Source organism: Paraburkholderia tropica (assembly GCF_014171495.1).
Lineage (GTDB): Bacteria > Pseudomonadota > Gammaproteobacteria > Burkholderiales > Burkholderiaceae > Paraburkholderia > Paraburkholderia tropica.
Genome location: NZ_CP049134.1, coordinates 1,620,177 through 1,644,630, shown reverse-complemented (window position 1 = coordinate 1,644,630; position 24,454 = coordinate 1,620,177). Strand labels below are relative to the sequence as shown.

General features: G+C 66.9%; 24 protein-coding genes. 17 read left to right on the top strand and 7 right to left on the bottom strand.

Going from position 1 to position 24,454, the window contains the following annotated elements; all coding sequences use genetic code 11:
• Positions 1-47: 47 nt before the first annotated feature.
• From G5S35_RS07355 to G5S35_RS07340, 4 genes are all read right to left on the bottom strand, one after another.
• Complete coding sequence (locus tag G5S35_RS07355) at positions 48-359, bottom strand: BolA family protein (protein ID WP_074984170.1); 312 nt, start codon at positions 357-359, stop codon at positions 48-50.
• Positions 356-889, bottom strand: a complete 534-nt coding sequence (locus G5S35_RS07350) for a septation protein A (protein WP_074984168.1) — start codon at positions 887-889, stop codon at positions 356-358. Before G5S35_RS07350 ends, G5S35_RS07355 begins: the two co-directional genes overlap by 4 nt.
• Before the next feature lie 105 nt (positions 890-994).
• Positions 995-1,414 carry a peptide-methionine (R)-S-oxide reductase MsrB gene (gene msrB, locus G5S35_RS07345; RefSeq protein ID WP_065065539.1) on the bottom strand — a complete coding sequence of 140 codons (420 nt, stop codon included), beginning with the start codon at positions 1,412-1,414 and terminating at the stop codon, positions 995-997.
• A gap of 64 nt (positions 1,415-1,478) precedes the next feature.
• Positions 1,479-3,077: a protein adenylyltransferase SelO gene (locus tag G5S35_RS07340; protein ID WP_124261005.1), complete on the bottom strand. Its 1,599-nt coding sequence runs from the start codon at positions 3,075-3,077 to the stop codon at positions 1,479-1,481.
• Between the two features lie 188 nt (positions 3,078-3,265).
• Between G5S35_RS07340 and G5S35_RS07335 the strand changes: the two genes are divergently transcribed.
• The 4 genes from G5S35_RS07335 (at position 3,266) to G5S35_RS07320 (ending at position 9,361) form a co-directional block, all read left to right on the top strand.
• A complete protein-coding gene (locus G5S35_RS07335) occupies positions 3,266-5,002 on the top strand; it encodes a 3-(methylthio)propionyl-CoA ligase (protein ID WP_065065537.1) in 1,737 nt (578 codons plus the stop codon).
• A 267-nt stretch (positions 5,003-5,269) separates the two neighbouring features.
• Positions 5,270-7,366, top strand: a complete 2,097-nt coding sequence (locus tag G5S35_RS07330) for a 3-hydroxyacyl-CoA dehydrogenase NAD-binding domain-containing protein (RefSeq protein WP_124261002.1) — start codon at positions 5,270-5,272, stop codon at positions 7,364-7,366.
• 59 nt (positions 7,367-7,425) lie between these two features.
• Complete coding sequence (gene pncA / locus G5S35_RS07325; protein ID WP_074984163.1) at positions 7,426-8,061, top strand: bifunctional nicotinamidase/pyrazinamidase; 636 nt, start codon at positions 7,426-7,428, stop codon at positions 8,059-8,061.
• Positions 8,062-8,182: 121 nt separating this feature from the next.
• Positions 8,183-9,361, top strand: a complete 1,179-nt coding sequence (locus tag G5S35_RS07320; RefSeq protein ID WP_074984161.1) for an acetyl-CoA C-acyltransferase — start codon at positions 8,183-8,185, stop codon at positions 9,359-9,361.
• Here G5S35_RS07320 and G5S35_RS07315 read toward each other — a convergent pair.
• Positions 9,306-9,842: a hypothetical protein gene (locus G5S35_RS07315; RefSeq protein WP_143064423.1), complete on the bottom strand. Its 537-nt coding sequence runs from the start codon at positions 9,840-9,842 to the stop codon at positions 9,306-9,308. The two genes, G5S35_RS07320 and G5S35_RS07315, sit on opposite strands and share 56 nt — an antisense overlap.
• Before the next feature lie 72 nt (positions 9,843-9,914).
• Here G5S35_RS07315 and G5S35_RS07310 point away from each other — a divergent pair, with 72 nt between their 5' ends.
• The 6 genes from G5S35_RS07310 (at position 9,915) to G5S35_RS07285 (ending at position 15,537) form a co-directional block, all read left to right on the top strand.
• Positions 9,915-11,405 (top strand): aminotransferase-like domain-containing protein, encoded by a 1,491-nt coding sequence (locus G5S35_RS07310; RefSeq protein WP_065065533.1) that lies wholly within the window; start codon positions 9,915-9,917, stop codon positions 11,403-11,405.
• Positions 11,406-11,510: 105 nt separating this feature from the next.
• Positions 11,511-11,813, top strand: coding sequence for a Dabb family protein (locus G5S35_RS07305; protein WP_065065587.1), 303 nt, complete (start codon positions 11,511-11,513; stop codon positions 11,811-11,813).
• Positions 11,814-11,941: 128 nt separating this feature from the next.
• Entirely contained in the window at positions 11,942-12,391 is a 450-nt protein-coding gene (locus G5S35_RS07300; RefSeq protein ID WP_065065532.1) for a PaaI family thioesterase, read from the top strand.
• Between the two features lie 135 nt (positions 12,392-12,526).
• Entirely contained in the window at positions 12,527-13,525 is a 999-nt protein-coding gene (locus G5S35_RS07295; protein WP_183038782.1) for an NADP-dependent oxidoreductase, read from the top strand.
• Between the two features lie 61 nt (positions 13,526-13,586).
• Complete coding sequence (locus G5S35_RS07290) at positions 13,587-14,483, top strand: SDR family oxidoreductase (RefSeq protein ID WP_074984155.1); 897 nt, start codon at positions 13,587-13,589, stop codon at positions 14,481-14,483.
• Between the two features lie 73 nt (positions 14,484-14,556).
• Positions 14,557-15,537: an alpha/beta hydrolase gene (locus G5S35_RS07285; protein ID WP_065065529.1), complete on the top strand. Its 981-nt coding sequence runs from the start codon at positions 14,557-14,559 to the stop codon at positions 15,535-15,537.
• 13 nt (positions 15,538-15,550) lie between these two features.
• On the opposite strand, the gene G5S35_RS07280 is transcribed toward G5S35_RS07285, so the two are convergent.
• Both G5S35_RS07280 and ygfZ read right to left on the bottom strand, forming a co-directional pair.
• Complete coding sequence (locus G5S35_RS07280; RefSeq protein ID WP_183038781.1) at positions 15,551-16,399, bottom strand: NRDE family protein; 849 nt, start codon at positions 16,397-16,399, stop codon at positions 15,551-15,553.
• 96 nt (positions 16,400-16,495) lie between these two features.
• Positions 16,496-17,542, bottom strand: coding sequence for a CAF17-like 4Fe-4S cluster assembly/insertion protein YgfZ (gene ygfZ / locus G5S35_RS07275; RefSeq protein ID WP_183038780.1), 1,047 nt, complete (start codon positions 17,540-17,542; stop codon positions 16,496-16,498).
• A 77-nt stretch (positions 17,543-17,619) separates the two neighbouring features.
• Between ygfZ and mltG the strand changes: the two genes are divergently transcribed.
• The 7 genes from mltG to G5S35_RS07240 all read left to right on the top strand — a co-directional run bounded on the left by mltG (position 17,620) and on the right by G5S35_RS07240 (position 24,280).
• Positions 17,620-18,630, top strand: coding sequence for an endolytic transglycosylase MltG (gene mltG / locus G5S35_RS07270; RefSeq protein ID WP_074984152.1), 1,011 nt, complete (start codon positions 17,620-17,622; stop codon positions 18,628-18,630).
• A complete protein-coding gene (tmk, locus tag G5S35_RS07265; protein WP_065065525.1) occupies positions 18,631-19,251 on the top strand; it encodes a dTMP kinase in 621 nt (206 codons plus the stop codon). It begins immediately after the preceding gene.
• An 86-nt stretch (positions 19,252-19,337) separates the two neighbouring features.
• On the top strand, positions 19,338-20,381 hold the full coding sequence (locus G5S35_RS07260) for a DNA polymerase III subunit delta' (RefSeq protein ID WP_183038779.1): 1,044 nt from the start codon (positions 19,338-19,340) through the stop codon (positions 20,379-20,381).
• A gap of 90 nt (positions 20,382-20,471) precedes the next feature.
• Positions 20,472-21,257: a TatD family hydrolase gene (locus G5S35_RS07255; RefSeq protein WP_065065523.1), complete on the top strand. Its 786-nt coding sequence runs from the start codon at positions 20,472-20,474 to the stop codon at positions 21,255-21,257.
• Between the two features lie 76 nt (positions 21,258-21,333).
• Positions 21,334-22,047: an ankyrin repeat domain-containing protein gene (locus G5S35_RS07250; RefSeq protein ID WP_065065522.1), complete on the top strand. Its 714-nt coding sequence runs from the start codon at positions 21,334-21,336 to the stop codon at positions 22,045-22,047.
• A gap of 229 nt (positions 22,048-22,276) precedes the next feature.
• A complete protein-coding gene (locus G5S35_RS07245; protein ID WP_065065521.1) occupies positions 22,277-22,633 on the top strand; it encodes a Rap1a/Tai family immunity protein in 357 nt (118 codons plus the stop codon).
• A gap of 417 nt (positions 22,634-23,050) precedes the next feature.
• Positions 23,051-24,280 (top strand): mechanosensitive ion channel family protein, encoded by a 1,230-nt coding sequence (locus G5S35_RS07240; protein WP_183038778.1) that lies wholly within the window; start codon positions 23,051-23,053, stop codon positions 24,278-24,280.
• Positions 24,281-24,454 lie beyond the last annotated feature (174 nt).

The window sequence follows — 24,454 nt, the reverse complement described above, 5'->3', positions numbered from 1 at the left end:
AAGTCCTAACAGGGCGAACCAAAAGGGCGAACCAAATAAAGTGGGGCTTAGCGGGGCAGCGCCGCGGCTTCTTCGGGCGTGAGCGCCGTGATCGCGAGTGCATGGATGCCGCGCTGCATGGCTTCGGCCAGCGCATCATACACCATGCGGTGCCTTGCCACGCGGGCTTTCCCGGCGAATGCGGACGCAACGATCGTGACGTGATAATGCCCGCCCGCCGAGGCACCGGCGTGACCGGCGTGCTGTGCGCTGTCGTCGCGCACGACGATCGAATCGACCGGCGCGAGCGCCGCGGTGACGCGCGTTTCGATCAGCGCGAGGCGCTCTGCCGGCGAGGCGTTAAGGAACTCGTCGCTCATTCTTCTTCCTTCATGTGACGCGACAGCCACAGGCTCTGGCCGACGATGAACACCACCAGAATGCCGGTCGCGCCGAACAGTTTGAAATCAACCCAGGCGTCGGTCGAGAAGTGGAACGCGACGAACAGGTTCAGGATGCCGAGCAGCGCGAAGAAGACCGACCAGACGAAGTTCAGTTGCGTCCAGATGCGCGTGGGCAGCGTGATCTGCTTGCCCATCATCGCTTCGATGAGGTTCTTGCTGAACGCGACCTGCGAGACCAGCAGCACGATGGAGAACGCCCAGTAGAGCACCGTGGGTTTCCACTTGATGAAGGTTTCGTCGTGCAGCATGAGCGTGGCGCCGCCGAACACGACGACGATGCCCAGACTCAGCCACAGCATCGGGTCGACCTTGCGGTGACGAAACGCGACCCAGGCGATTTGCACGAGCGTCGCCGCGATGGCCACGGCGGTGGCCGTGAAGATGCCCCACAGCTTGAAGGCGACGAAGAACAGGATGATCGGGAACAGATCAAACAGAAATTTCATTATCGGCCTGGAAGTTGGCTCTAAGAGCCGCTAAAAGAGGGCGCGACGCCCGCGCGGCCCCAGGGCCGGCGGGCGTTTGCGCCCTCGCGCGAGGCGGCGCCTCGCTTACTTGGGCTCGAATTGTAACGCAGCCGAATTGATGCAATACCGCAGGCCGGTCGGGGCCGGACCATCTTCGAATACGTGGCCCAGATGCGCGCCGCAGTTCTTGCAACGCACCTCGATGCGCAGCATGCCGTGCGTGCGGTCCGTGCGCTCCTCGATTACCTCGCCGTCGATCGGACGGAAGTAGCTCGGCCAGCCGCAGCCGGCGTCGAATTTCGTGTCGGATTCGAACAGCGGCGTGCCACAGCAGACGCAGTCGTAGATGCCGCGTTCGTTGTGGTCCCAGTACTTGCCGGTGAAGGCGCGTTCGGTGGCCGCGTGGCGCGTGACCTGGTATTGCGTGGGGTCGAGCTTCTCGCGCCATTCGGCGTCGGACTTGTGGCCGGGGTAGGCGTCGGAGTTGTGGTCGTCCTGGCTCATGTCGGGTTCCTGTCGGGTTGCGGTCGAGGGGAAGTGCGGAAGAGTCGCTTAGATGGGGGCGCGCTCACGAAGAGCAACTGACTTCGAGCGAGCTCGCCCAGTCGGGCGGCAGCGCCGCGTAGCTTTCGTATTCCGGCTGCTCGTCGAAGGGACGCCTGAGCACCGTCGCGAGCCGCTCGACTTCGCTGAAATCCTTCTGTGCCGCGCGCTCGATGGCCGTTTGCGCGAGGTGATTGCGCAGCACGAACTTCGGATTGACGCGGTTCATCGCTGCGGCGCGCGTGGCGTCGTCGCGGGTTTCGTGCGCGAGACGCGCGCGATAGGTGACGGCCCACGCGTCGAACGCGGCGCGATCGAGGAACAGGTCGCGCACGCTCGTGTCGCCGCTCGCGTCGTGCTTCGAAACGCGCGAGAGATGGCGGAACGTCAGCGTGAAGTCGGCGCGATTCGCATGCATGATTTCGAACAGCTGGTTCGCGAGCTGATCGTCGCCTTCACGCGCGTGTTCGAGGCCGAGCTTCGCACGCATGCGCGCTTCGAGCGCGGGCGCGAAATGCCCCTTGAAGCCTTCGAGCACGCGTTGCGCGTCGGCGATGCAGCGCTCGGTGTGCGCTTTCTCGTCAGTCTGGTCGTACTGCGGGCCGAACAGCGGCAACAGCGCCTGCGCGAGGCAAAAGAGATTCCAGTAGCCGATCTGCGGCTGATTGCGGTACGCGTAGCGACCCTGCGAATCCGAATGATTGCAGATGTGATTCGCGTCGAAGCCGTCGATGAAACCGAACGGGCCGTAGTCGATCGTGAGACCGAGGATCGACATGTTGTCGGTGTTCATCACGCCGTGGCAGAAACCCACGGCCTGCCACTCGACCATCAGCGCCGCCGTGGTGCGCACGGCCTGATCGAGCAGCGCGAGATACGGGTCGTCGGCTTCGCGCAGCTGCGGATAGAAGCGGTCGATGACGTGATCGGCAAGCGTGCGCAGCGCCTCGACGTTGTCCTGCGAATAGAAGTGCTCGAAGTGGCCGAAGCGCACGAAGCTCGGCGAGACGCGCGTGACGACGGCGGCCGTTTCGAGTTCCTCGCGGCGCACGGTCTGATCGGAGCCGGTCACGGCGAGCGCGCGCGTGGTCGGAATGCCGAGGTGATGCATGGCTTCCGAGCACAGATATTCGCGGATCGACGAGCGCAGCACCGCGCGGCCGTCGCCCATGCGCGAGTAGGGCGTGCGGCCCGCGCCCTTGAGCTGCACGTCGTAGCGCCGGCCCGCGTGCTCGACTTCGCCGAGCATCAGCGCGCGGCCGTCGCCGAGCTGGCCCGCCCACACGCCGAACTGATGCCCCGAGTAAACGGCCGCATACGACATGGCCGAGGGCGAGCGTTCGCGGGTGAAGTTGCCGCAGAAAAACGCCGCGAATGACGGATCGTTCACGACGCCCGGATCGAGCCCGAGCAGCGCGGCCGTGTCCGCCGAGAACCCGACCACGTAGGGCGCGGGCAGCGGCGCGCCGGGCAGGCGCGTGTGGAAGGTGGCGCCGAGCGCGGCGAACGCGTCGTCGCGCGCTGCGGTGAGCGCGCGTTCGAAGTCGGCGAGTGCGCCGCTTTGCGGCGCCTGGGGGGCGGACGTGCCGCCTTGCGAGTCTGAAAGGCCTGGTGAAAACGACATGTTGAGCGCCTGTGGATTAGCCGATATTGTAAGTCCGCGCCCGCCGGCGTGCAGGACAGGCCATCGTTGTCATCGACACCGTCGGGCGGCACGCCTCCCGCACGCGCACGCGCACGCGCCGGACCCGGCGAGCCCCGCTCCATCCCATAACGAGAATGATCGCATTCGAGCCGAGGAGACCGACGAGCATGACTGCGCCGCTGCTGGGACACATGATGGACGTGCCGCTTCTCGTGTCGTCGCTGATCGCGCATGCCGCGCGTCATCACGGCAACACCGAGATCGTTTCGCGCCGCATCGAGGGCGACCTGCACCGCTATACCTACCGCGATTGCGAGACGCGCGCGAAGCAGCTCGCGCAGGCGCTCATCGCGCTGGGCGTCGAGCCCGGCGAGCGCGTCGGCACGCTGGCCTGGAACGGCTACCGGCACATGGAAGCGTATTTCGGCGTGACCGGTTTCGGCGCCGTGTGCCACACGATCAATCCGCGTCTCTTTCCCGAGCAGATCGCCTGGATCGTCAATCACGCCGACGATCGCTATGTGCTGTTCGACCTCACGTTCGCGCCGCTCGTCGACGCACTCGCGCCGCAATGTCCGAACGTGCGCGGCTGGATCGCGCTGTGCGACGAATCCTGTCTCCCGGCGATGAAAACGCCGGTGCTCGCGTATGAAACGCTGCTCGCGGCGCAAGACGGCGATTATGCCTGGCCCTTGCTCGACGAGCGTAGCGCGTCGAATCTCTGCTACACATCGGGCACCACCGGCAATCCGAAGGGCGCGCTCTACACGCATCGTTCGTCGGTGCTGCATGCGTATGCGGCGTCCTTGCCGGATTCGATCGGGCTCTCGGCGCGCGACGCGATCTTGCCCGTCGTGCCGATGTTCCATGTGAATGCGTGGGGCATTCCGCACGCGGCGCCGCTGAACGGCACCAAGCTCGTGCTGCCCGGCAAGGATCTCGACGGCAAGTCGCTCTACGAGTTGATGGAGTCCGAGGGCGTGACCTGTTCGGCGGGCGTGCCGACAGTGTGGCTCGGCCTGCTCACGTATATGCGCGACGCGGGCGTGAAGTTTTCGACCTTGCAGCGTACGGTGATCGGCGGTTCGGCGTGTCCGCCCGCGATGCTGCGCACTTACGAAGACACCTACGGCGTGCAGGTGATTCACGCGTGGGGCATGACGGAGATGTCGCCGCTCGGCACGCTCGCGAAGCTCAACTGGGAGCAGTCGCAGCGTCCGCCGGACGCGCGCCGCGCGCTGCTCGAAAAGCAGGGACGCGTGATTTTCGGCGTCGACATGAAGATCGTCGGCGACGACGGGCGCGAGTTGCCGTGGGACGGCGTCGCGTTCGGCGACCTGCATGTGCGCGGGCCGTGGGTCATCGACCGTTATTTCCGGCAGGCGGGCGGTACGCCGCTGATCGACGGCTGGTTCCCGACCGGCGACGTCGCGACCATCGACGCCGACGGCTTCCTGCACATCACCGACCGCAGCAAGGACGTGATCAAGTCGGGCGGCGAGTGGATCAGTTCGATCGAGCTGGAAAACATCGCGGTTTCGCATCCGGCGATTGCGGAGGCCGCGTGTATTGCCTGCGCGCATCCGCGCTGGACCGAGCGGCCGCTGATCGTCGCGGTGAAGAAGCCCGGCGCCGAGGTCACCCGCGAGGCGCTGCTCGCGTATTTCGACGGCAAGGTCGTGAAATGGTGGCAGCCCGACGACGTGGCTTTCGTCGACGAACTGCCGCACACGGCCACCGGCAAGCTGCAAAAGCTCAAACTGCGCGAGCAGTTCCGCGATCACGTGCTGCCCACGGCGGCAGCGGCGAGCGAGCAATGTCCGATGGAGCCGCTCGACGCGAATATCGATGCGCACGCGGGCGGCGGCGCGCACCCGGTCAAGTCGGCGGCGACGCCCGATTAGATCCGCACCACGGTTCGCTCGGCAGCCGTCGAGCGTTGCTTCGGCGCGGCCTGCGGGCCGCGTTTTTCATGTGCTTTCCGTGCGCTTTTCGTACGCTTTGAGCCGTTTGTTTCCAAACCTGCACGACGGTCGGTACAAACCCTGACGCCTTTGTTATCGAAAAAATGGAACGAACGTTCTTTTTTCGGTATTCTGCCTGCTGACCGGGAATGTCGGACAATGAAGCCGGCGACGCACAACGCGGCCCGCAAGCATGGAGGCAGGCAAATGGTAGTGGACAACGCGGCAGTGATTTACACGACTCGCGACGGCGTCGCCGTCATCACGCTCAACAATCCGCCCGTCAACGGCCTGGGTCACGCGACCCGCACCGGCATCGTCGAGGGCATCGCGCGCGCCAACGCCGACACGGCGGTCACGGCCATCGTCATCACGGGCGCGGGCAAGGCGTTTTCGGGCGGCGCCGACATCACCGAATTCAACACGCCGAAGGCCACCCAGGAGCCCACGCTCCACACCGTCATCAAGGAAGTGGAGAAGAGTGCGAAGCCGGTGGTCGCGGCGATCCACAGCGTGGCGATGGGCGGCGGCCTCGAACTGGCGCTCGGCGCGCACTATCGCATCGCGGCGCCCGGCGCGCAGATCGCGCTGCCCGAAGTGAAGCTCGGCATTCTGCCCGGCGCGGGCGGCACGCAGCGCCTGCCGCGCGCGATCGGCCTCGAAGCCGCGCTGAACATGATCGTCAGCGGCGCGCCGGTGCCGAGCGAGAAGCTCGCGAAGTCGGGCCTGTTCGACGCCATGGCGCAAGGCGATCTGCTCGACGAAGCCGTTGCGTTCGCGCGCAAGGCCGCCGACAAGCAGGGTCCGCATCCGCTCGTGCGCAACCGCAAGATCGAGCATCCGAACGCCGAAGGCTTCCTGCAATTCTCGCGCAACACCGTGGGCGCGATGTCGAAGAACTATCCGGCGCCGGTCAAGTGCATCGACGCCATCGCCGCGGGCGTGAAGCAGGGCTTCGACAAGGGCCTCGCCTACGAGCGCGAATGCTTCGTCGAACTGGTGCAAACGCCGGAATCGCACGCGCTGCGTCACGCGTTCTTCGGCGAGCGCGCCGCGAGCAAGATTCCCGATGTGCCGTCGAGCACGCCCACGCGCGACATCCAGACAGTCGCGGTGATCGGCGCGGGCACGATGGGCGGCGGCATCACGATGAACTTCCTGAACGCGGGCGTGCCGGTCACGCTGCTCGAAACGAAGCAGGAAGCGCTCGATCGCGGTCTCGCCACGATCCGCAAGAACTACGAAGCGCAGGTCAAGAAGGGCAAGCTCACGCAGGAGAAGCTCGACGCGCGCATGGCGCTGATCAGCCCGACGCTGTCCTACGACGACCTCAAGCAGGCCGATCTCATCATCGAAGCGGTGTTCGAAGAACTCGGCGTGAAGGAGCAGGTGTTCAAGCGTCTGGACGAAGTCGCGAAGCCGGGCGCCATTCTCGCCTCGAACACCTCGACGCTCGACGTCGACAAGATCGCGGCCTTCACGAAGCGTCCGCAGGACGTGGTCGGTCTGCACTTCTTCAGTCCGGCCAACGTCATGAAGCTGCTCGAAGTCGTGCGCGGCAAGGAAACCGCGAAGGACGTGCTGGCCACCGTCATGCAGGTCGCGAAGAAGATCCGCAAGACGGCCGTGGTCTCGGGCGTGTGCGACGGCTTCATCGGCAACCGCATGATCGAGCAGTACGTGCGCCAGGCGCTCTACATGCTCGAAGAAGGCGCGCTGCCCGCGCAGGTCGACCGCGCGATCGAGAAGTTCGGCTTCGCGATGGGGCCGTTCCGCATGAGCGACCTCGCGGGCAACGATATCGGCTGGGCGATCCGCAAGCGTCGTTACCAGGAACATCCGGACATGAAGTACTCGAAGATCGCCGACCGTCTGTGCGAAACGGGGCGCTTCGGCCAGAAGACCGGCGCGGGCTGGTACGACTACAAGGCGGGCGAACGCAATGCGCTGCCCTCGAAGCTCGTCGACGACATGATCGTCGCGTACTCGAAGGAAGCGGGCGCCGAACGCCGCAAGATCAGCGACGAGGAAATCGTCGAGCGCCTGGTCTACGCGCTCGTCAACGAAGGCGCGAAGATTCTCGAAGAAGGCATCGCGTCGAAGGCGTCGGACATCGACATGGTCTATCTCACGGGCTACGGCTTCCCGCTGTGGCGCGGCGGCCCGATGCTCTACGCCGACACGGTCGGTCTCTACAACGTGGCGCGCTCGATTCGCCGCTACGCGCAACAGCCGAACGGCGACGCCTGGCAGATCGCGTCGTCGCTGGCCAAGCGCGCGGAGAACGGCGGCGCGTTCAACTGAGCGACGCCCGCACGCGTATCAACCAGATGTATCAACGCTAGCAAGAACGGACGAACACGATGAGAAGCGCAGACGACGTGCTCCTGCTGATCGACCTGCAATACGACTTCATGCCAGGCGGGGCGCTGGCCGTCGCGCACGGCGACGAAGTCGTGCCGGTCGCCAACCGGCTCGCGCAGGGCTTCGCGCATGTGGTGCTCACGCAGGATTGGCACCCGGCGGCGCACGTGTCGTTTGCCGCGAATCACGCGGGGCGCCAGCCCTTCGAGACCGTCGCGCTGCCGTACGGCGAGCAGGTGCTGTGGCCCACGCACTGCGTGCAGGGCACGCCAGGCGCGGCTTTGCATCGCGATCTCGACGTGCCGCATGCGCGCGCGGTCATCCGCAAGGGTCATCACGTGGACGTCGACAGCTACTCGGCGTTTCTCGAAGCCGATCGCACGACGCCCACCGGACTCGCGGGCTATCTGCGCGATACGGGCGCGAAGCGCGTGTACTGCTGCGGCCTCGCGACCGACTATTGCGTTGCGTGGTCCGCGCTCGATGCGCGCGCCGCGGGCTTCGAAACCGTGCTGATCGAAGACGCCTCGCGCGCCATCGACCTGAACGGCTCGCTGGCCGCCGCGTGGGAGCAGTTGCAGGCGGCGGGCGTGAAGCGCGCGCAGTCGGCCGACGTGCTGCGCGGCGCGGCCTGAGGGCGCAGATTCCCCCGCATTCGTTCGTTCGAAGCGACAGAGATTCACCGGATCAAACCATTGGGATGGGATCGGCGCACCGCGCACAGGCGCAAGCGCCGATCGACAAGGAGACACACAGATGACTGACGCCGTAATCGTTTCGACCGCCCGCACGGGCCTCGCCAAATCGTGGAAGGGCTCGTTCAACATGACGCACGGCGCCACGCTCGGCGGCCACGTCACGCAGGCCGCCGTCGAGCGCGCGAAGATCGACCCCGCGCGCGTCGAGGACGTGATCATGGGCTGCGCCAATCCCGAAGGCGCGACGGGCGCCAACATCGCTCGCCAGATCGCGCTGCGCGCGGGCCTGCCGGTCTCGGTGCCGGGCATGACGGTGAACCGTTTCTGTTCGTCCGGTCTCCAGACGATTGCGCTCGCGGCGCAACGCGTGATTGCCGGTGAAGGCGACGTGTTCGTGGCGGGCGGCGTGGAATCCATTTCGTGCGTGCAGAACGAAATGAATCGCCACATGATGGCCGAAGGCTGGCTCAGCCAGCACAAGCCGGAAATCTACTGGAGCATGCTGCAGACGGCGGAAAACGTCGCGAAACGCTACGAAATCTCGAAGGATCGTCAGGACGAATACGGCGTGCAGTCGCAACTGCGCGCGGCCGCGGCGCAGGCGGCGGGTCTCTTCAACGACGAAATCGTGCCGATGACGGTGCTCGCGGGCGTCGCCGACAAGGCTTCGGGCCAGCTGATCACGAAGGAAGTGACGATCTCGTCCGACGAAGGCATTCGCGGCGACACCACGCTCGAAGGCGTGGCGAAGATCCGCACGGCGATGCCCGGCGGCGTGATCACGGCGGGCAACGCGAGCCAGTTCTCGGACGGCGCGAGCGCCTGCGTGGTCATGAACGCCAAGGTCGCGGAACGCGAGGGCCTGCAACCGCTCGGCATCTTCCGCGGCTTCGCCGTGGCCGGTTGCGAGCCCGACGAAATGGGCATCGGCCCGGTGTTCGCGGTGCCGAAGCTCCTCAAGCAGGCGGGCCTCAAGGTCGAGGACATCGACCTGTGGGAACTGAACGAAGCGTTCGCGGTGCAGGTGCTCTATTGCCGCGACAAGCTCGGCATTCCCGCCGATCGCCTGAACGTGAACGGCGGCGCGATCGCGGTCGGTCACCCGTATGGCGTTTCGGGTGCGCGTCTCACCGGTCATGCGCTGATCGAAGGCAAGCGCCGCGGCGCGAAGCTCGTCGTCGTCACGATGTGTATCGGTGGCGGTCAGGGCGCGGCGGGGCTTTTCGAAGTCGTGTAACGCCCGCAAGGCGCGCGATCCAGCGGCGCGCCCACGCCACGAGCGGCGACGCGGCCGCCGGCACGATCAGCACGCCGGCGGCATCGCGTTCCACGCCGCTCAAGCCGTACCAGCCCCGATCGCTGATCGGATAACGCTCGCCTTCGTCGAGGCGCCGCGCCTGTAGCGGTGCGACGTGGCCGGCCAGGGCGAGAGCGGCATCGCGATACGTCACGCACAGCGCGCCTTCCACTGCAACGAGCGCAGCGCCGCGACGCAAGGCGATCCAGTGAACCTGATGGGGCGCGATGCGCAGCAGCGGCGGCGGCGACGCCAAAGCCGCGTCGGGCGCGCCCGGGGCAAAAGACGAGAGGGTGGGCAAGTCGTGCATGATCGAGACCTGAACGTTGAAGTGCTGACATGCCCCGACTTTATGGGCGCGAACGCGCGCGCAACAGGCACAACGGGGCGCGATCCGTTGCGCTACAGCGGTGACAAACATCGCGCTGTATCGGTGCAAAGCGACAAGACGTGTATCTGTCGCGCCCGGCCGCCGCTCTGGCATCATCGACCGATGAACGTCCCCGATCAGCCTCTTTACCGGCAACTCGCCGGCCACTACCGGCGCTCCATCGAAAGCGGCGTGCTGCGTCCCGGCGACCGCATGCCGTCGATGCGCGCGTTCATGCGCCAGCACGACGTGAGTCTCGCCACCGCGACCGAAAGCTATCGCGTGCTCGAACGCGAATCGCTGATCGAGGCGCGTCCGCGCGAAGGCTATTTCGTGCGCGCGGCGAATGCGAACACGCTGCCCGCCGCGCGCGAGCCCGACTGGCAGGACGCGACGCACCGCGAACCGCTCGTCGCGCAGTTCGTCGGCATGCACGCGGCCATTTCCGCGCTCGTGGCGCGCTTTCAGCAGGTGCCCGATGCGCTCAATCTCGGCGGCGTGACCGCCGCCGACGCGCTGTTTCCCGGCGAGGAATTGCAGAAGATCGCCGTGCGCATCCTGCGGCGCCGTCCCGATCTGCTCACGTCGCCGGGCCATGAGCGCGGCGATCCGCAACTGCGCGCCGTGATCGCGCGACGTGCGCTTGCGGCGGGCTTCGCCGTTCACGCCGACGAGATCGTCATGACCAACGGCGGCACCGAGGCGGTCAATCTCGCCCTGCGCGCGGTGACGCAGCCCGGCGACACGGTCGCCGTCGAATCGCCGTGTTTTTACGGCTTGCTGCAGGTGCTCGAAAGCCTCGGTCTGCGCGCGCTCGAAATTCCGGCGAGCCCGACCACCGGGCTGTCGGTCGAGGCGCTCGAATTCGCCTTGCAGCAGCATCCGGAACTGAAGGCCGTGGTGGTGGTGCCGCATCTGCAGAATCCGCTCGGCTGCGTGATGCCGGATGCGCACAAGCAGCGCATTGTCGAGTTGTGCACGCAGGCGGGCGTGGCCGTGATCGAAGACGATCCGTACCGCGAACTCGTCGAAGGCGAGACCGCGCCGCGCGCCCTGAAAGCGTGGGACAGCGCGGGCACGGTGATTCACTGCACGTCGTTCAACAAGACGCTCGCGCCGGGCATGCGCGTGGGCTGGATGGCGGGCGGGCGCTGGCACGCGCGCATCGCGATGCTGAAGTTTTCGCAGTCGCGCCTGAACGAACCGCTTTCGCAGGCCGTGCTCGCCGAGTTCCTGCAAAGCCAGGCGCACGAACGCCATTTGCGCCGCCTGCGCGAGCGGCTGCGCGCGCAGCGCGAACGTATGGCGCAGGGCATCGGCGCGGCGTTTCCCGAGGGCACGCGCTTCACGCCGCCGGCCGGCGGGCTGGCGTTCTGGATCGAGTTGCCGCGGCATGTGTCGTCGATGGCGCTGTTCGACGCGGCGCTCGCCGAGCGTATCCGCATCATGCCCGGCACCGTGTTTTCGAACTCGGGGCGTTTCGAGCATTGCATCCGCGTGAGCTGTCCGGGTCCGCTACCCCATAGCGCCGACGATGCGCTGCTGCGGATCGGGGCGATCGCGCACCGGCTGGCCCGCGAAAACGCGCTGCCGGGCGCGGGCGCGAAGGCATGAGCGGGCCATGCACGCGCGCTCGCACGGGTATCATGACGGCTGCCTTGCGCCCGTGCTTCGCACGGCGCGCGAGCCCCGTTCATGCAACAGAGAAAAGGTGAAACCGTGATTCGTCATATCGTGATGTGGAAGCTCAAGGAAACGGCCGAAGGCGCGACGCGCGCCGAGAATGTCGCGAAGTTCAAGACGCTGCTCGAAGCCTGCCGTGACCTCGTGCCGGGCACGCTGCATCTCGAAGTCGGCGTGGCGGGCGAGGGTCTCGATTCGACCTACGATCTCGCGCTGCTTTCCGATTTCGCCGACAAGGCCGCGCTCGACGCTTACCAGGTTCACCCCGAACACCTCGTCGTGAAGGACTTCGCCAAGCGCGTGGTCGAGTCGCGTCAGGCTGTCGATTACGTCGTGTGAAGCTCGCCATGATCGGAACCGCAGATACCACCCAGGGCAGCGCGCCGAGCGGCGGCGAGGCCCAGCAGCCAGCGCAGCCGGCCCCAACGGCACAATCGGCACAGCCGCACGATGCCCAGAACGCGGGCATGGTGATCGAAAGCCCGTTCGTCGACCATCTGGGCGCGCAGCTCGTCAGCGCGCGCGACGGCGCGAGCGAAGTGATGCTGCCGCTTGCCGAGCGTCACCTGAACACGTGGGACGTCGCGCATGGCGGCGTGACCATGACGCTCGCCGACATCGCGCTCGCGATGGCCGCGCGCAGCGTCGCCGCTGACGGCGTGGGCGTCGTCACCGTCGAGATGAAAGTGAACTTCATGCAGCCGGGTCGCGGCGAACTGCGCGCCTATGGCCGCGTGCTGCACCGCTCGACCACGATGGCTTATTGCGAAGGCGAGATCCGCGACAGCGAAGGCCACTTCGTCGCCAAGGCGCTCGGCACCTTCAAATACATGCGCAAGCTCGCTGTGGGTCGCGACGTCACGCGCCAGCGCCTGCGCAGCGATCCCAACGCGAAGCCGGGCCCGAGCGACGGCTGATCGTCGCTTTCGCCCGGCTTCGCGCCTGGCTTGCGCGCCCGCTCCGCAATGAAACGATCACTGTTTCTGGCGGGCGCGCATCCGTTTCCACCCCGCGCGGCCCGTGCCGCGCCTCTTCGAAGCCTGACCACGCTCATGACCCAGACCAATCGCCAGATCCTGCTCGCCTCGCGTCCCGAAGGCGCTGCCAGCGTCGATAACTTCCGTCTCGTCGAAACGTCGCTCGCGCCGCTCGCCCAGGGTCAGGTGCGCGTGCGCAATCACTATCTGTCGCTCGATCCGTACATGCGCGGCCGTATGAACGACAGCAAGTCGTATGCGGCGCCGCAACCGCTCGATTCGGTGATGATCGGCGGCACGGTGGGCGAGGTGGTCGAGTCGCTCAATCCGAAATTCAAGGTGGGCGACAAGGTAGTCGGCATGGCCGGCTGGCAGGAATTCGCGACCTCGGACGGCAACGACATGCACGTCGTCGATACGACGCATGTGCCGCTTTCCGCGTACCTCGGTCCGGTCGGCATGCCGGGCGTCACCGCGTGGTACGGCCTGAACCGCATCATCGCGCCGAAGGCGGGCGAGACCGTGGTCGTGAGCGCGGCAAGCGGCGCGGTCGGCAGCGTGGTCGGCCAACTGGCGAAGCGTGCGGGCTGCCGTGCGGTCGGCATCGCGGGCGGCGCGGAAAAGTGCCGTTACGTGGTCGAGGAACTGGGCTTCGACGCCTGCGTCGACTACAAGGCCGGCAATCTGTATCCCGATCTCAAGGCCGCGACGCCGGACGGCGTGGACGGCTATTTCGAAAACGTGGGCGGCGCGGTGCTCGACGCCACGCTCGCGCGCATGAACGCGTTCGGCCGCATCGCACTGTGCGGCATGATCGCGGGCTACGACGGCGAGCCGATGCCGCTCAAGTATCCGCAACTGCTGCTCACGCAGCGCCTGCTGGTGCAGGGTTTCATCGTGAGCGAACACATGGACGTGTGGCCGCAGGCGCTCGGCGAACTCGGCGCGCTGGTCGCGAAGAAACAGTTGGCGTATCGCGAGACGATCGCCGACGGTCTCGACAACGCGCCCGCCGCGTTCCTCGGCATGCTCAAAGGCCAGAATTTCGGCAAGCAGCTCGTCAAGCTGATCTGACGAACCGCGCCGGCCCCTTTCCATGACTTCTGCATCCCTAACGAATAGCACCGGAGACGCGATGTCCGATCCATTTCAGTTCGAAGGCCGCGTGGCCGTCATCACCGGCGCGGCGAGCGGCTTTGGCCGCGCGTTCGCGCAACAGGCCGCCGCGCTCGGCATGAAACTCGTGCTCGCCGACGTCGACGCCGCCACGCTCGACGCCGCCGTGCAGGCAATCCGCGAGCAGGGCGCGCAGGCGATCGGCGTGCGCACCGACGTACGCGATCCCGCCCAGGTCGACGCGCTCGCGCAAGCGGCGATCGAGGCCTATGGCAAGGTCCATCTGCTGTTCAACAACGCGGGCGTGGGCACGGGCGGCTTCCTCTGGGAAAGCAGCGCGAAGGACTGGGAGTGGGTGTTCGGCGTGAACGTGATGGGCGTGGCGAACGGCGTGCGCAGCTTCGCGCCGATCATGCTCAAGCAGGGCGAGCGCGCGCATATCGTCAATACTGCGTCGGTGGCGGGTCTGCTGTCGCCGCCCGCGATGGGCGTCTACAACGCGTCGAAGCACGCGGTGGTCTCGCTCACCGAAACGCTCTATCACGACCTCAAGAACGTGAGCGACGTGGTGAGCTGCTCGCTGCTGTGTCCGGCCTTCGTGCCGACGGGCATCGCCAACGCCGAGCGCAGCCGTCCCGACGATCTGCGCAACGACGCGCCGCCCACGCGCTCGCAACAGGCCGCCGATCTGCAATTGCAGCGCGCCGTGCGTTCGGGCCGCCTCACGCCCGACGACGTCGCGAAAGCCACGTTCGACGCCGTGCGCGATGCGCGCTTTTACATCCTCACGCATCCGGGCATACTCGCTTCGGTCAAGCTGCGTCACGAAGACATCGAAACGCTGCGCAATCCGACCGATCCGCTGTCGCTCAAGCCCGAAGTCAAAGCCGAGGCGAAAGCCAACGCCGCGTCCTGACGCGCAGCCCGGCGAACGGTCCCGGTTGCGCAAGGCGTTATCCGCAACTTTTTCTCCTGCACGAACCGGGACCATGCCGCTGAACGCGAAGATCGCACTCGTCCTCGAAATGGTGGCCCGCGCGGGCCGCACGCCGTATCACGAACTCACGCCTCAGGACGCGCGCGCGTCCTACGAGAAAAGCGCCTCGGTGCTGGAGATCGCGGCCGCGCCGATGCACGCGGTCGACGATCTGCGCCTTCCCGTGCGCGACGGCGAGACGATCCGCGCGCGTCTCTATACACCGGTCGAACCGAATTGGGCGCAGCCGCTGCCCGCGCTGGTGTATGTCCACGGCGGCGGCTTCACCGTCGGCAGCGTCGATACGCACGATGCGCTGTGCCGTATGTTCGCGCACGACGCGCGCTGCGCCGTGCTCTCGGTCGACTACCGGCTCGCGCCCGAGCACAAGTTTCCCACCGCCGTTCACGACACCTTCGACGCCTACATGTGGCTGCACGCGCATGCGGCGGAATATGGCATCGACGCCGCGCGCCTGGCCGTCGGCGGCGACAGCGCGGGCGGCACGCTCGCAACGGTGTGCGCCGTGCTCGCGCGCGACGCGGGCATCGCGCCCGTGCTGCAAATGCTGATTTATCCGGGCACGGGCGGCTATCAGGACACGGACTCGCACCGGCGTCTCGCGGACGGCTATCTGCTGACCGAAGCCACGATCCAGTGGTTCTTCAACCATTACGTGCGCGCCGCTTCAGACCGCGACGATTGGCGCTTCGCGCCGCTCGACGGCAAGCACGGCATTGGCGGCACGAGCGGCGTGCCGGATTTTCGCGGGCTGGCACCGGCGTGGATCGCGGTGGCGGAGTTCGATCCGCTCGTCGACGAAGGCGTGGCGTACGCGGAGAAACTGCGCGCGGCGGGCAATGACGTCACGCTGGTGCGCTACGACGGCATGATCCACGAGTTCTTCAAGATGGGCGCTTACGTCGACGACGCGCGTCGCGCGCACGCCGACGCCGCGCAAGCGTTGCGCGCGGCGTTCGGTGTGGAGGCGTGATGAGCGGAGCGGCTTAGCGCGCCGTGTCGATGACGTAGCGTTCGTGGCGCTCGAATGCGCCCGGGCGCACGAGGCGGTGCGAGCCGTCGTCGTCGCTGCGTTCGAGCGCCTCGACGTCCAGACGCGCGCCGTTCACGCGTACGCGCAGCGCCGTGGTGCCGCGCGTGCCGTAATCGGGCGTTTCGATGAAGGCCGCCGACAGCGCGCGCTCGCGTTCGAGCGGAATGCCGGTCGCGGGCAGGTCGGCGTCGGGCGCCACGCGCGGGTCGCGCATCATCTCGATCAGACGTTCGAGCGGGACGTCGGCGCCGTCGCTCGCGCGCTGCGTGAGTTGGGCGAGTTCCGCGCGCTTGTGCACGAGCTTCGGCCACGGCGTGTCGAGCACCGCGTTGGAGATGCCGTGCGTGCCTTCGGGCAGCAGCGCGGGCGCGCGGTCGGCGCGATTGCAATACCAGGCGAGCTCGCCGCGCGTCCAGTCGCCGACGATCAGATTGAAGCCGTTGTAGAGCGCTCCGTCGCGCGCGACTTCGTCGAGATAGCCGAGCGCGCTGTCGGGCAGCGTCCCGGTCGCCGCCGATGACCCCATCAGCCAGCGAGACACCAGCGTGCCGCGCGTGGGCGCGTCGGGGCGCATGTCGCGCGGCGCGCGATAGTTGGTGAGCGCGGCGAAGCGCCCGCCGCGCGTCATGCCGAGCCACGTGCCGCCGCCGACGAGATCGCGGCCCGCGAGCACGTCGGGCGCATCGGCCCACCATTGCAGCGGCGCGGCGGTGCGGCGCAGGAACTCGTCGCGATTCGCGGCGAGCGTGAAGCGCGCGCCTGCGGTCGCCTGCGGGCGCCAGTCGAACACGATCAGGCACATGGCGCGCGACCTCCGTCGCTCAGGCCGCACGCAGAGGGCGGCCGCGTTCCGACCGGCCAGAACGCCAACACCAACACTTCCAGCGCCGACAACGCGTCAGACCTCGGTGGGCAGTGCGTAGGGCAGCGGCAAGAAGCGCAGCGCGGGGCCGTCGGCGGCGCCCAGATGCACGCTGCCCGCTTCGAGCGCCGCGAGCTTGATCTCGGTGAGCAGATCGACGCCGCCTTCGGGCGACGCGGCCGCATTCACGATCATGCCGCAGGGTTGGCCCGGATCGTCGGAATGGAACAGCTCGACGCCCGGACGCGCGGCGTCGAGACCGGCCGCGACGCTCGCGAGCGCCGTGCGCCGCTTGATCGTGCCGCGATACTGGCTGCGCGCGACCACTTCCTGACCCGGATAGCAGCCCTTCTTGAAGTTCACGCCGCCGAGCACGTCATAGTTGATCATCTGCGGCACGAACTGCTCGCTCACGGCTTGCGTGACGCGCGGCTCGCCCGCGTGGATGTCGAACCAGTCCCACAGCGCGGGCGTGACGCGCGCGATCTTGCCGTCGAGCGCGGCGAGTTTCGCTTCGACCGCGTCCTTCGGACCGACCAGCAGATAGCGCAGACGGCCGGCCGCGTCGGGCAGGCGGATCAGCGAGCCGGCGGTGTCGTCGACCTTGACGTGCACGCCGTCGGGCAGTGCGTCGAACACGCCCGACAGCGCGCCGCGCACGTCGCCCGCGAAGCCGACCACGAGCAGCTTGTCGCTGTCGTCGACGAGCTTGGCCTTGGCGCGCAGCACGAACATCGACAGGCGTTTTTGCACCGCGGCCTGCACGTCCTTCGAGATCAGCAGGCGGATCGTCTCGGCGCTTTTCCAGACGAGGAACGACGCGAGCAGGCGGCCCTTGGCCGAGCAGTAGCCCGCGAGGCGCGCGCCCGCGACGTCCAGATGCTGGATGTCGTTGGTGAGCTGGCTGTGCAGGAAAGTGGCGGCGTCTTCGCCGTTGGCGTCGATCACGCCGAACTGCGGCAGGATCGCGTAGGCGCCGCCCTTGAGCGCGGCGTCGAAGTCGGCGGCGGTCGGGGCGGGCAGATCAGCCTGCACGGCCGGCGTGGAGGAAAGCGTAGTAGCGGGAGCGAGCGGGGAGTTCATGGATTCGGGGAACAGTCAATCCTGACTTTAGCGAGGGCAAGCAGTTATTATATGAGGTCCCCCTGAGTCATGTTTCCATGTCCCTCCTGAAGAAATGCCTTGCCGCCGGCGTTGCGTGCGCCGTGCTGGGCGCAGCCGCCGCAGGCGGTGTCTGGTACTGGGCCACCACGCCCGTTGCACTCGCGGTCCAGCAGCTCGACGTCACCATCAAGCCGCACAGCACCGTGCGCAGCGTTACCGCCCAGTTGAGCCGCGGCGGCGTGCCGGTCCAGCCCCAGTTGTTCGTGCTGATGACCCGCGCGCTCGGCCTGCAGAGCCATCTCAAATCGGGCAATTACGAATTCAAGGCGGGCATCACGCCCTACGAAGTGCTGCAGAAGATGGCGCTCGGCGACGTCAACGAATACGTCGCGACCATCATCGAAGGCTGGACCTTCAAGCGCATGCGCGACGAGCTCGACGCGAATCCGGCGCTGCGCCACGACACCGCGGGCATGAACGACGCCCAGCTTCTGACGGCGATCGGCGCGCCCGCTTCGCCCGAGGGCAGCGGCGAGGGCCTGTTCTTCCCCGACACCTATCTGTTCGACAAGGGTTCGAGCGATCTGGACGTCTTCCGCCGCGCCTATAAGCTCATGCAGACGCATCTGAACGAGGCATGGGCCGCGCGCGCGCCGGGTCTGCCGCTGAAGTCGCCGTACGAGGCGCTGACGCTCGCTTCGCTGGTCGAGAAGGAAACCGGCAAGGCCGGCGACCGTCCGCTGGTGGCCGCCGTATTCACGAACCGCCTCAAGGTGGGCATGCCGCTGCAGACCGATCCGGCGGTGATCTACGGGATGGGCGCGGGCTATCTGGGGCGTCTGCACAAGCGCGATCTGCAAACCGACACTCTTTACAATACGTACCTGCGCCCAGGACTGCCGCCAACGCCAATCGCGTTGCCCGGCGCCGCGGCATTGCAGGCAGCGCTCAATCCGGCGGCGACCGGCGCGCTGTATTTCGTGGCGCGCGGCGACGGCAGCAGCGTGTTTTCCGACAATCTCGTCGACCACAACAAGGCCGTCGACAAATACATCCGGGGTAACTAAATGGCGCGTGGCCGATTCATCACGTTCGAGGGCATCGACGGCGCGGGCAAGACCACGCATCTGGCCTGGTTCCGCGAGCAGCTCGAGCACAAGCTCGCTGCCGGCGGCCGCACGGTGGTCATGACGCGCGAACCGGGCGGCACGCCGCTCGGCGAATCGCTGCGCGACCTCCTGCTGCACGAGCAGATGGACCTCGAAACCGAGGCGCTGCTGATGTTCGCGGCGCGTCGCGAGCATCTCGCGCGCGTGATCGAGCCGGCGCTCGCACGCGGCGACTGGGTGCTGTCGGACCGCTTTTCCGACGCGACCTTTGCCTATCAGGGCGGCGGCCGTGGCCTGCCGCGCGACAAGCTGGAAACGCTTGAACGCTGGGTGCAGGGCGGTTTTCAGCCCGATCTGACCATCCTGTTCGACATCGCACCCGACACCGCCAGCGAGCGGCGCGGCGCGGCGCGCGAGCCGGACCGCTTCGAAAGCGAGACCGACGCGTTCTTCACGCGCACGCGCGCCGAGTACCTGCGCCGCGCGGAAGAGGCGCCGTACCGCTTCGCGATCGTCGATTCCTCGCAGAGCATCGACGGAATTCGCGCCAAGCTTGAGCAGATCATCGCAACGCTCTGATTGCAAAGCGTTATTTGGCGAAGTTATATGAACGGCGTGGTTCGCGCGAAATCTCGCGAACTTCGCCTAACTGATTGATTCTAAATATGATCTATCCGTGGCAGAGCGGCGACTGGGAACGCCTTCAGCAGTTGCGCAGCCACTGGCCGCATGCGCTGCTGCTGCACGGCCAGGCCGGCATCGGCAAGCTCCAGTTCGCCCAGCATCTGGCGAAGGGGCTGCTGTGCGAGTCGCCGCACCCCGACGGTCAGCCGTGCGGCGCCTGCCCGGCGTGCCACTGGTTCGAGCAGGGCAATCATCCCGATTACCGCGCGGTGGTGCCCGAAGCGCTCGCCAGCCTCGTCGGCCCGACGGGCGACGACAGCGACGGCAAGCCCGAGAAAGCCGACAAGGGCGACGACGAAGGCAAGAAAGGGCGCGCGCCCAGCAAGGAAATCCGCATCGAGCAGGTGCGCGCGCTGCTCGATTTCACGGGCGTCGGCTCGCATCGCGGCGGCATGCGCGTGGTCGTGCTGTATCCGGCCGAAGCGCTCAACGTCGCCGCCGCGAACGCGCTGCTGAAAACGCTGGAGGAACCGCCTTCGGGCGTGGTGTTCCTGATGGTCTCGGCGCGCATCGACCGTTTGCTGCCGACCATCATCAGCCGCTGCCGCCAGTGGCCGATGAGCACGCCCGCGCCTGCCGAGGCGCAGGCCTGGCTTGCGCAGCAGGGCGTGGACGATCCGGTCGGGCTGCTGGCCGAAGCGGGCGGCGCGCCGCTTGCGGCACTCGCGCTCGCGAGCGACGAAAACCGCACGCTGCGCGACTGGACGCTCACCCAACTCGCCGCAGGCCCGGCCTGCGATCCGTTCGCCTGCGGCGAGACGCTGCAAAAGCTGCCGGTGCCGCTGGTGCTCGGCTGGTTGCAGCGCTGGGTCTACGATCTGCTGGCCGAACGCACGGCGGGCCGTCCGCGCTATTACCCGCAGTCGGCGGCCGCGCTCGGGCGCTGCGCCGCGAAGCTCGACAGCCCGGCGCTCGCGCGCTACATGAAGACCGTGACGCGTCAGCGCGCGATCGAAAACCATCCGCTCAATGCGCGGCTCGTGTTCGAGGAACTGTTTCTCGGCTATCGTGAAATGTTCGCCTGACGCGTATTTGATGCGCGTTTGATCACACAGCGCGCCGCGCTGGCCTTGAGCCTCGCTTAGCCTTAACGATTTTCACCGCAGGACTTGTCCATGTTTGTCGATTCGCATTGCCACATCAACTTCGAGGGCCTCGCCGACCGGCTGCCGCAGGTGCTCGAAAACATGCGCGAGCAGTCCGTGACGCACGCGCTGTGCGTCTCGGTCGATCTGGAGACGCTGCCCTCGGTGCTCGATATCGCGAGCCGCTACGAGAACGTCTACGCGTCGGTGGGCGTGCATCCGGACCACGAAGACGTGCAGGAGCCCTCGGTCGCCGACCTCGTCGAGCTGGCGAAACACCCGAAGGTGGTGGCGATCGGCGAAACGGGGCTCGATTACTACCGTCTGGGCGAACGCACCATCGACGACATGGAATGGCAGCGTGAGCGCTTTCGCGTGCACATTCGCGCGGCGCACGCCACCGGCAAGCCGCTGATCGTCCACACGCGCGCCGCTTCCGAGGACACGCTGCGCATCATGGAAGAGGAGCGCGCGGGCGAGCCGGGCGGCGTGATGCACTGCTTCACGGAGCCCTGGGCGATCGCCGAACGCGCCATCGCGCAGAATTTCTTCATTTCGCTGTCGGGCATCGTGACCTTCAAGAGCGCGACCGATGTGCAGGAAGTGGCGCGCCGCGTGCCGATCGAGCGTCTTTTGATCGAAACGGACTCGCCGTATCTTGCGCCAGTGCCATTTCGTGGCAAACCCAATGAACCTGCGTACGTCAGCCATGTCGGAAGATTCATTGCCCAGCAACGCGGATTGCCGGACGCCGAACTCGGCGCTGCCACCACGCAGAATTTTTTCCGGCTCTTCAAGATTCCGGCTTCGGCCTGAACGCAGCCGCTACGGGCAATGCCGCTGAAAAAACGGCGTGTTATCAATCAGATATCGAATAACGTTAAGGCCTGACATGAACTCGAATTCGCAACTGTCCACCGTGAAATCCGCGCAAACCGTCCGGGGCGCCGCCGTGCGCCGCGTCGCTGCCGCGCTTGCTTTCGGCATGGGCGCCGCCGTGCTCGTCAGCGCGCCGGTCCACGCCGCGCCGATCGATTCGCTCGTGAAAGGCGTGAAGTTCGACGACGACAAGGGCGTCGCCAAGGACATCGCCAACGGCATGGACCCGAACGCGACCGACGACCAGGGCATGCCGCTGCTCGTGCTGGCCGCCCGCGAGAAGTCGGACAAGGTCGCGGCGGTGCTGCTCGACAACCCGGCCATCAAGATCAACGCGCAGGACAAGGCGGGCGAAAACGCGCTCATGCTGGCTTCGCTGAACGGCGACGTCGACCTCGTGAAAATGCTCATCACCAAGGGCGCCGACGTCAACAAGCAGGGCTGGACCCCGCTGCACTACGCGGCCGCGAACGGTAACGACGATGTCGCGAAGCTGCTGATCGGCTATTCGGCCGACGTGAACGCGCAGTCGCCGAACGGCACCACGCCGCTCATGATGGCCGCGCGCGGCGATCACATGAGCACCGCGAATCTGCTGCTCGATCACGGCGCGAATCTGCAGGCCAAGAACCAGATCGGCATGAACGCGCTCGATTTCGCCAAGCAGTACAAGGCGCCGGATGCGATCAAGGACCTCTCGGCGCGCATGGGGCAGGCGGCGCAATAACGGGCCGATAACGGCTCAGTCAGCGCTCGACCGCACCCCGGGCCGCCTGCCACGCGGCCTCGCGCGCAACGGCCGCGCGGGTGCGGCGCGAACCGGACCCGAGCGGCAGTTATGCAAAACAGTGCACAATAGCGAAATTGCCCCTTGCCGGCAGCCGCGCTCCACGCGCGCACCGGCGGGCGGCGCGCGGCGCAGGGGCGCCGCACCACACGACGATTCAAGGAGAACCATGCTGCGGGCTCTGTTCTGCGCCGGCGCGCTCGTTTTGCCGCTCTCGGCTTTCGCATTCACCGCAAGCGACCTCAACCGCCTTTGCTCGAAGACCGACGTGGCCTCGCGCAGTGCGTGCGCGGCGTATATCGAAGGTGCCGCCGACGGCATCTTCAACACCATCGACGCGATCGGCGGCACGACCGGCCCGCGCGTCGGCCAATACTTCTGCCTGCCGGCGGATGCGCGCTCCGCGCAGCTGACCGACGCCGTGCGCAAGTACATCGCCGACAACCCGAACATCGCGGGCTACAACGCCAGCACGGCGATTTCGCTTGGGCTCGGCAAGGCGTTTCCCTGCAAGACGGGCAGTTGATGGCCGCCTCGGCACGGCCGCGTCCGGCCGTGCTGCCCGTCTTTTGCCGCAACCTCCGCCGTATCACCTCGCATCCGTAGCGCCGTTGAACCAACGGCGCAATCGCCAGTCGATTCTCCTGCGCGGCGGCTTTTCCGGGCCGCCGCGTCTCGCGCAGCGCGCCGCTCGCTCGATCCGCACCAGCTGCATTAGCCGCATGAGTCGCACCATCGGCGCAATCTTGAGCGCGTTTTTACACGCATTCGCGTAGCGTTACGCCTGACGGGCCCGGCTTTTGCCGACGCCGCGTTGCCACGCCGCCACGATGTGACGCCGCCGCATGCCGAAAGCGCCGCCGCTGCTGCGCCGTCTCGCCCGCGGGCCTGCCGCCCGTGCCGTTTCCACCAGGTCGCCACGCGCAGGAGGAACTGGCCACCGATGCCCACTCTCGACGACTTTTCCCGGCTGACCGACGCCCCGTTGCAAAACTGGCTCGGCACGCTCCTCGTCAGCGCCATCGCGCTGGCCTTCGCTTTCGCTGTGCACTGGCTCGGCGCGCGCGTCGTGCGCCGGCTCGCGCGGCCGTATCCGTATGCGAGCGTGTTCGTGCGCTTCGTGAACCCGCCCGCGCGCATGGTGCTCGCCGTGCTCGCGCTGGAGTTCGTCTGGTGGCAGGCGCCCGACACGCTGCACTTCATCAGCACCTTGCGTGAGCTCTGCGCGTTTGCGCTGATCGCCGCCATGACGTGGTTGTCCGTGCGCTGCGCGGCGGCCATCGGCGAGGCGATTATCGCGGCGCATCCGCTCGATATCGCCGACAACCTGCAGGCGCGCCGCATCCACACGCAGGCGCGCGTGCTCGCGCGCACGGTGATGGTCGTGATCATCATTTTCGGGCTCGGCGCGGCGCTGATGACCTTCCCGAACGTGCGCCAGATCGGCGCGAGTCTGCTGGCGTCGGCGGGCGTCGCCGGTCTGGTCGCCGGTATCGCGGCACGCCCCGTGCTGGGGAATCTGATTGCCGGTCTGCAAATCGCGATTTCCCAGCCCATCCGGCTCGACGATGTGGTCGTGATCCAGGGCGAGTGGGGGCGCATCGAAGAAATTACCGGTACGTATGTCTCGGTGCGCATCTGGGACCAGCGGCGACTGATCGTGCCGCTGCAATGGTTTATCGAGAATCCGTTCACGAACTGGACGCGCAGCAGCTCGCAGATCATCGGCTCGGTGTTTCTGTGGCTCGATTACCGCACGCCGCTCGCGCCGCTGCGCGAGGAACTGGCGCGCATCGTCGAGCGCGCGCCCGAATGGGACAAACGCGTGCAGGTGCTGCAGGTCACCGATGCCAACGAGCGCGCGATGCAGTTGCGCGTGCTCGTCAGCTCGCAGGATTCGGGGCTGAACTGGGATTTGCGATGCCGCGTGCGCGAAGGGCTGTTCGACTTCATCAACGCGCACTATCCGCAATATTTGCCGCGGGCGCGCGCCGAGGTGTCGGCGGACGTGGAGAGCGGCGCGCAAGCGCCGACGGGCGAGTTGCCGGCGTTCACGCGGCGCGGGTCGCGAAGCGGTGCGAATGCGGCGTCGAGCACGGCGGCCAACACCGAAGCCGATCCGGTGGCGGACAGCGGCTCGCGCGCGGCGGAGGAGCCGGCGCCGTCGCGTTAGATCTGTTAGAGCGCGGTTGAAACGTCGGTTGCAAGACGAGGCGAAAGAGAGGCAACGCGCAGCGACGAATGCAAACGCAGATGCAAACGCAGATGCAAACCCGGCGCGGCCTATAACTGAAATTGAACAACGAGAAGACATCGCGAAGCAGGCGATCCGTGGAGGAAAAGCACG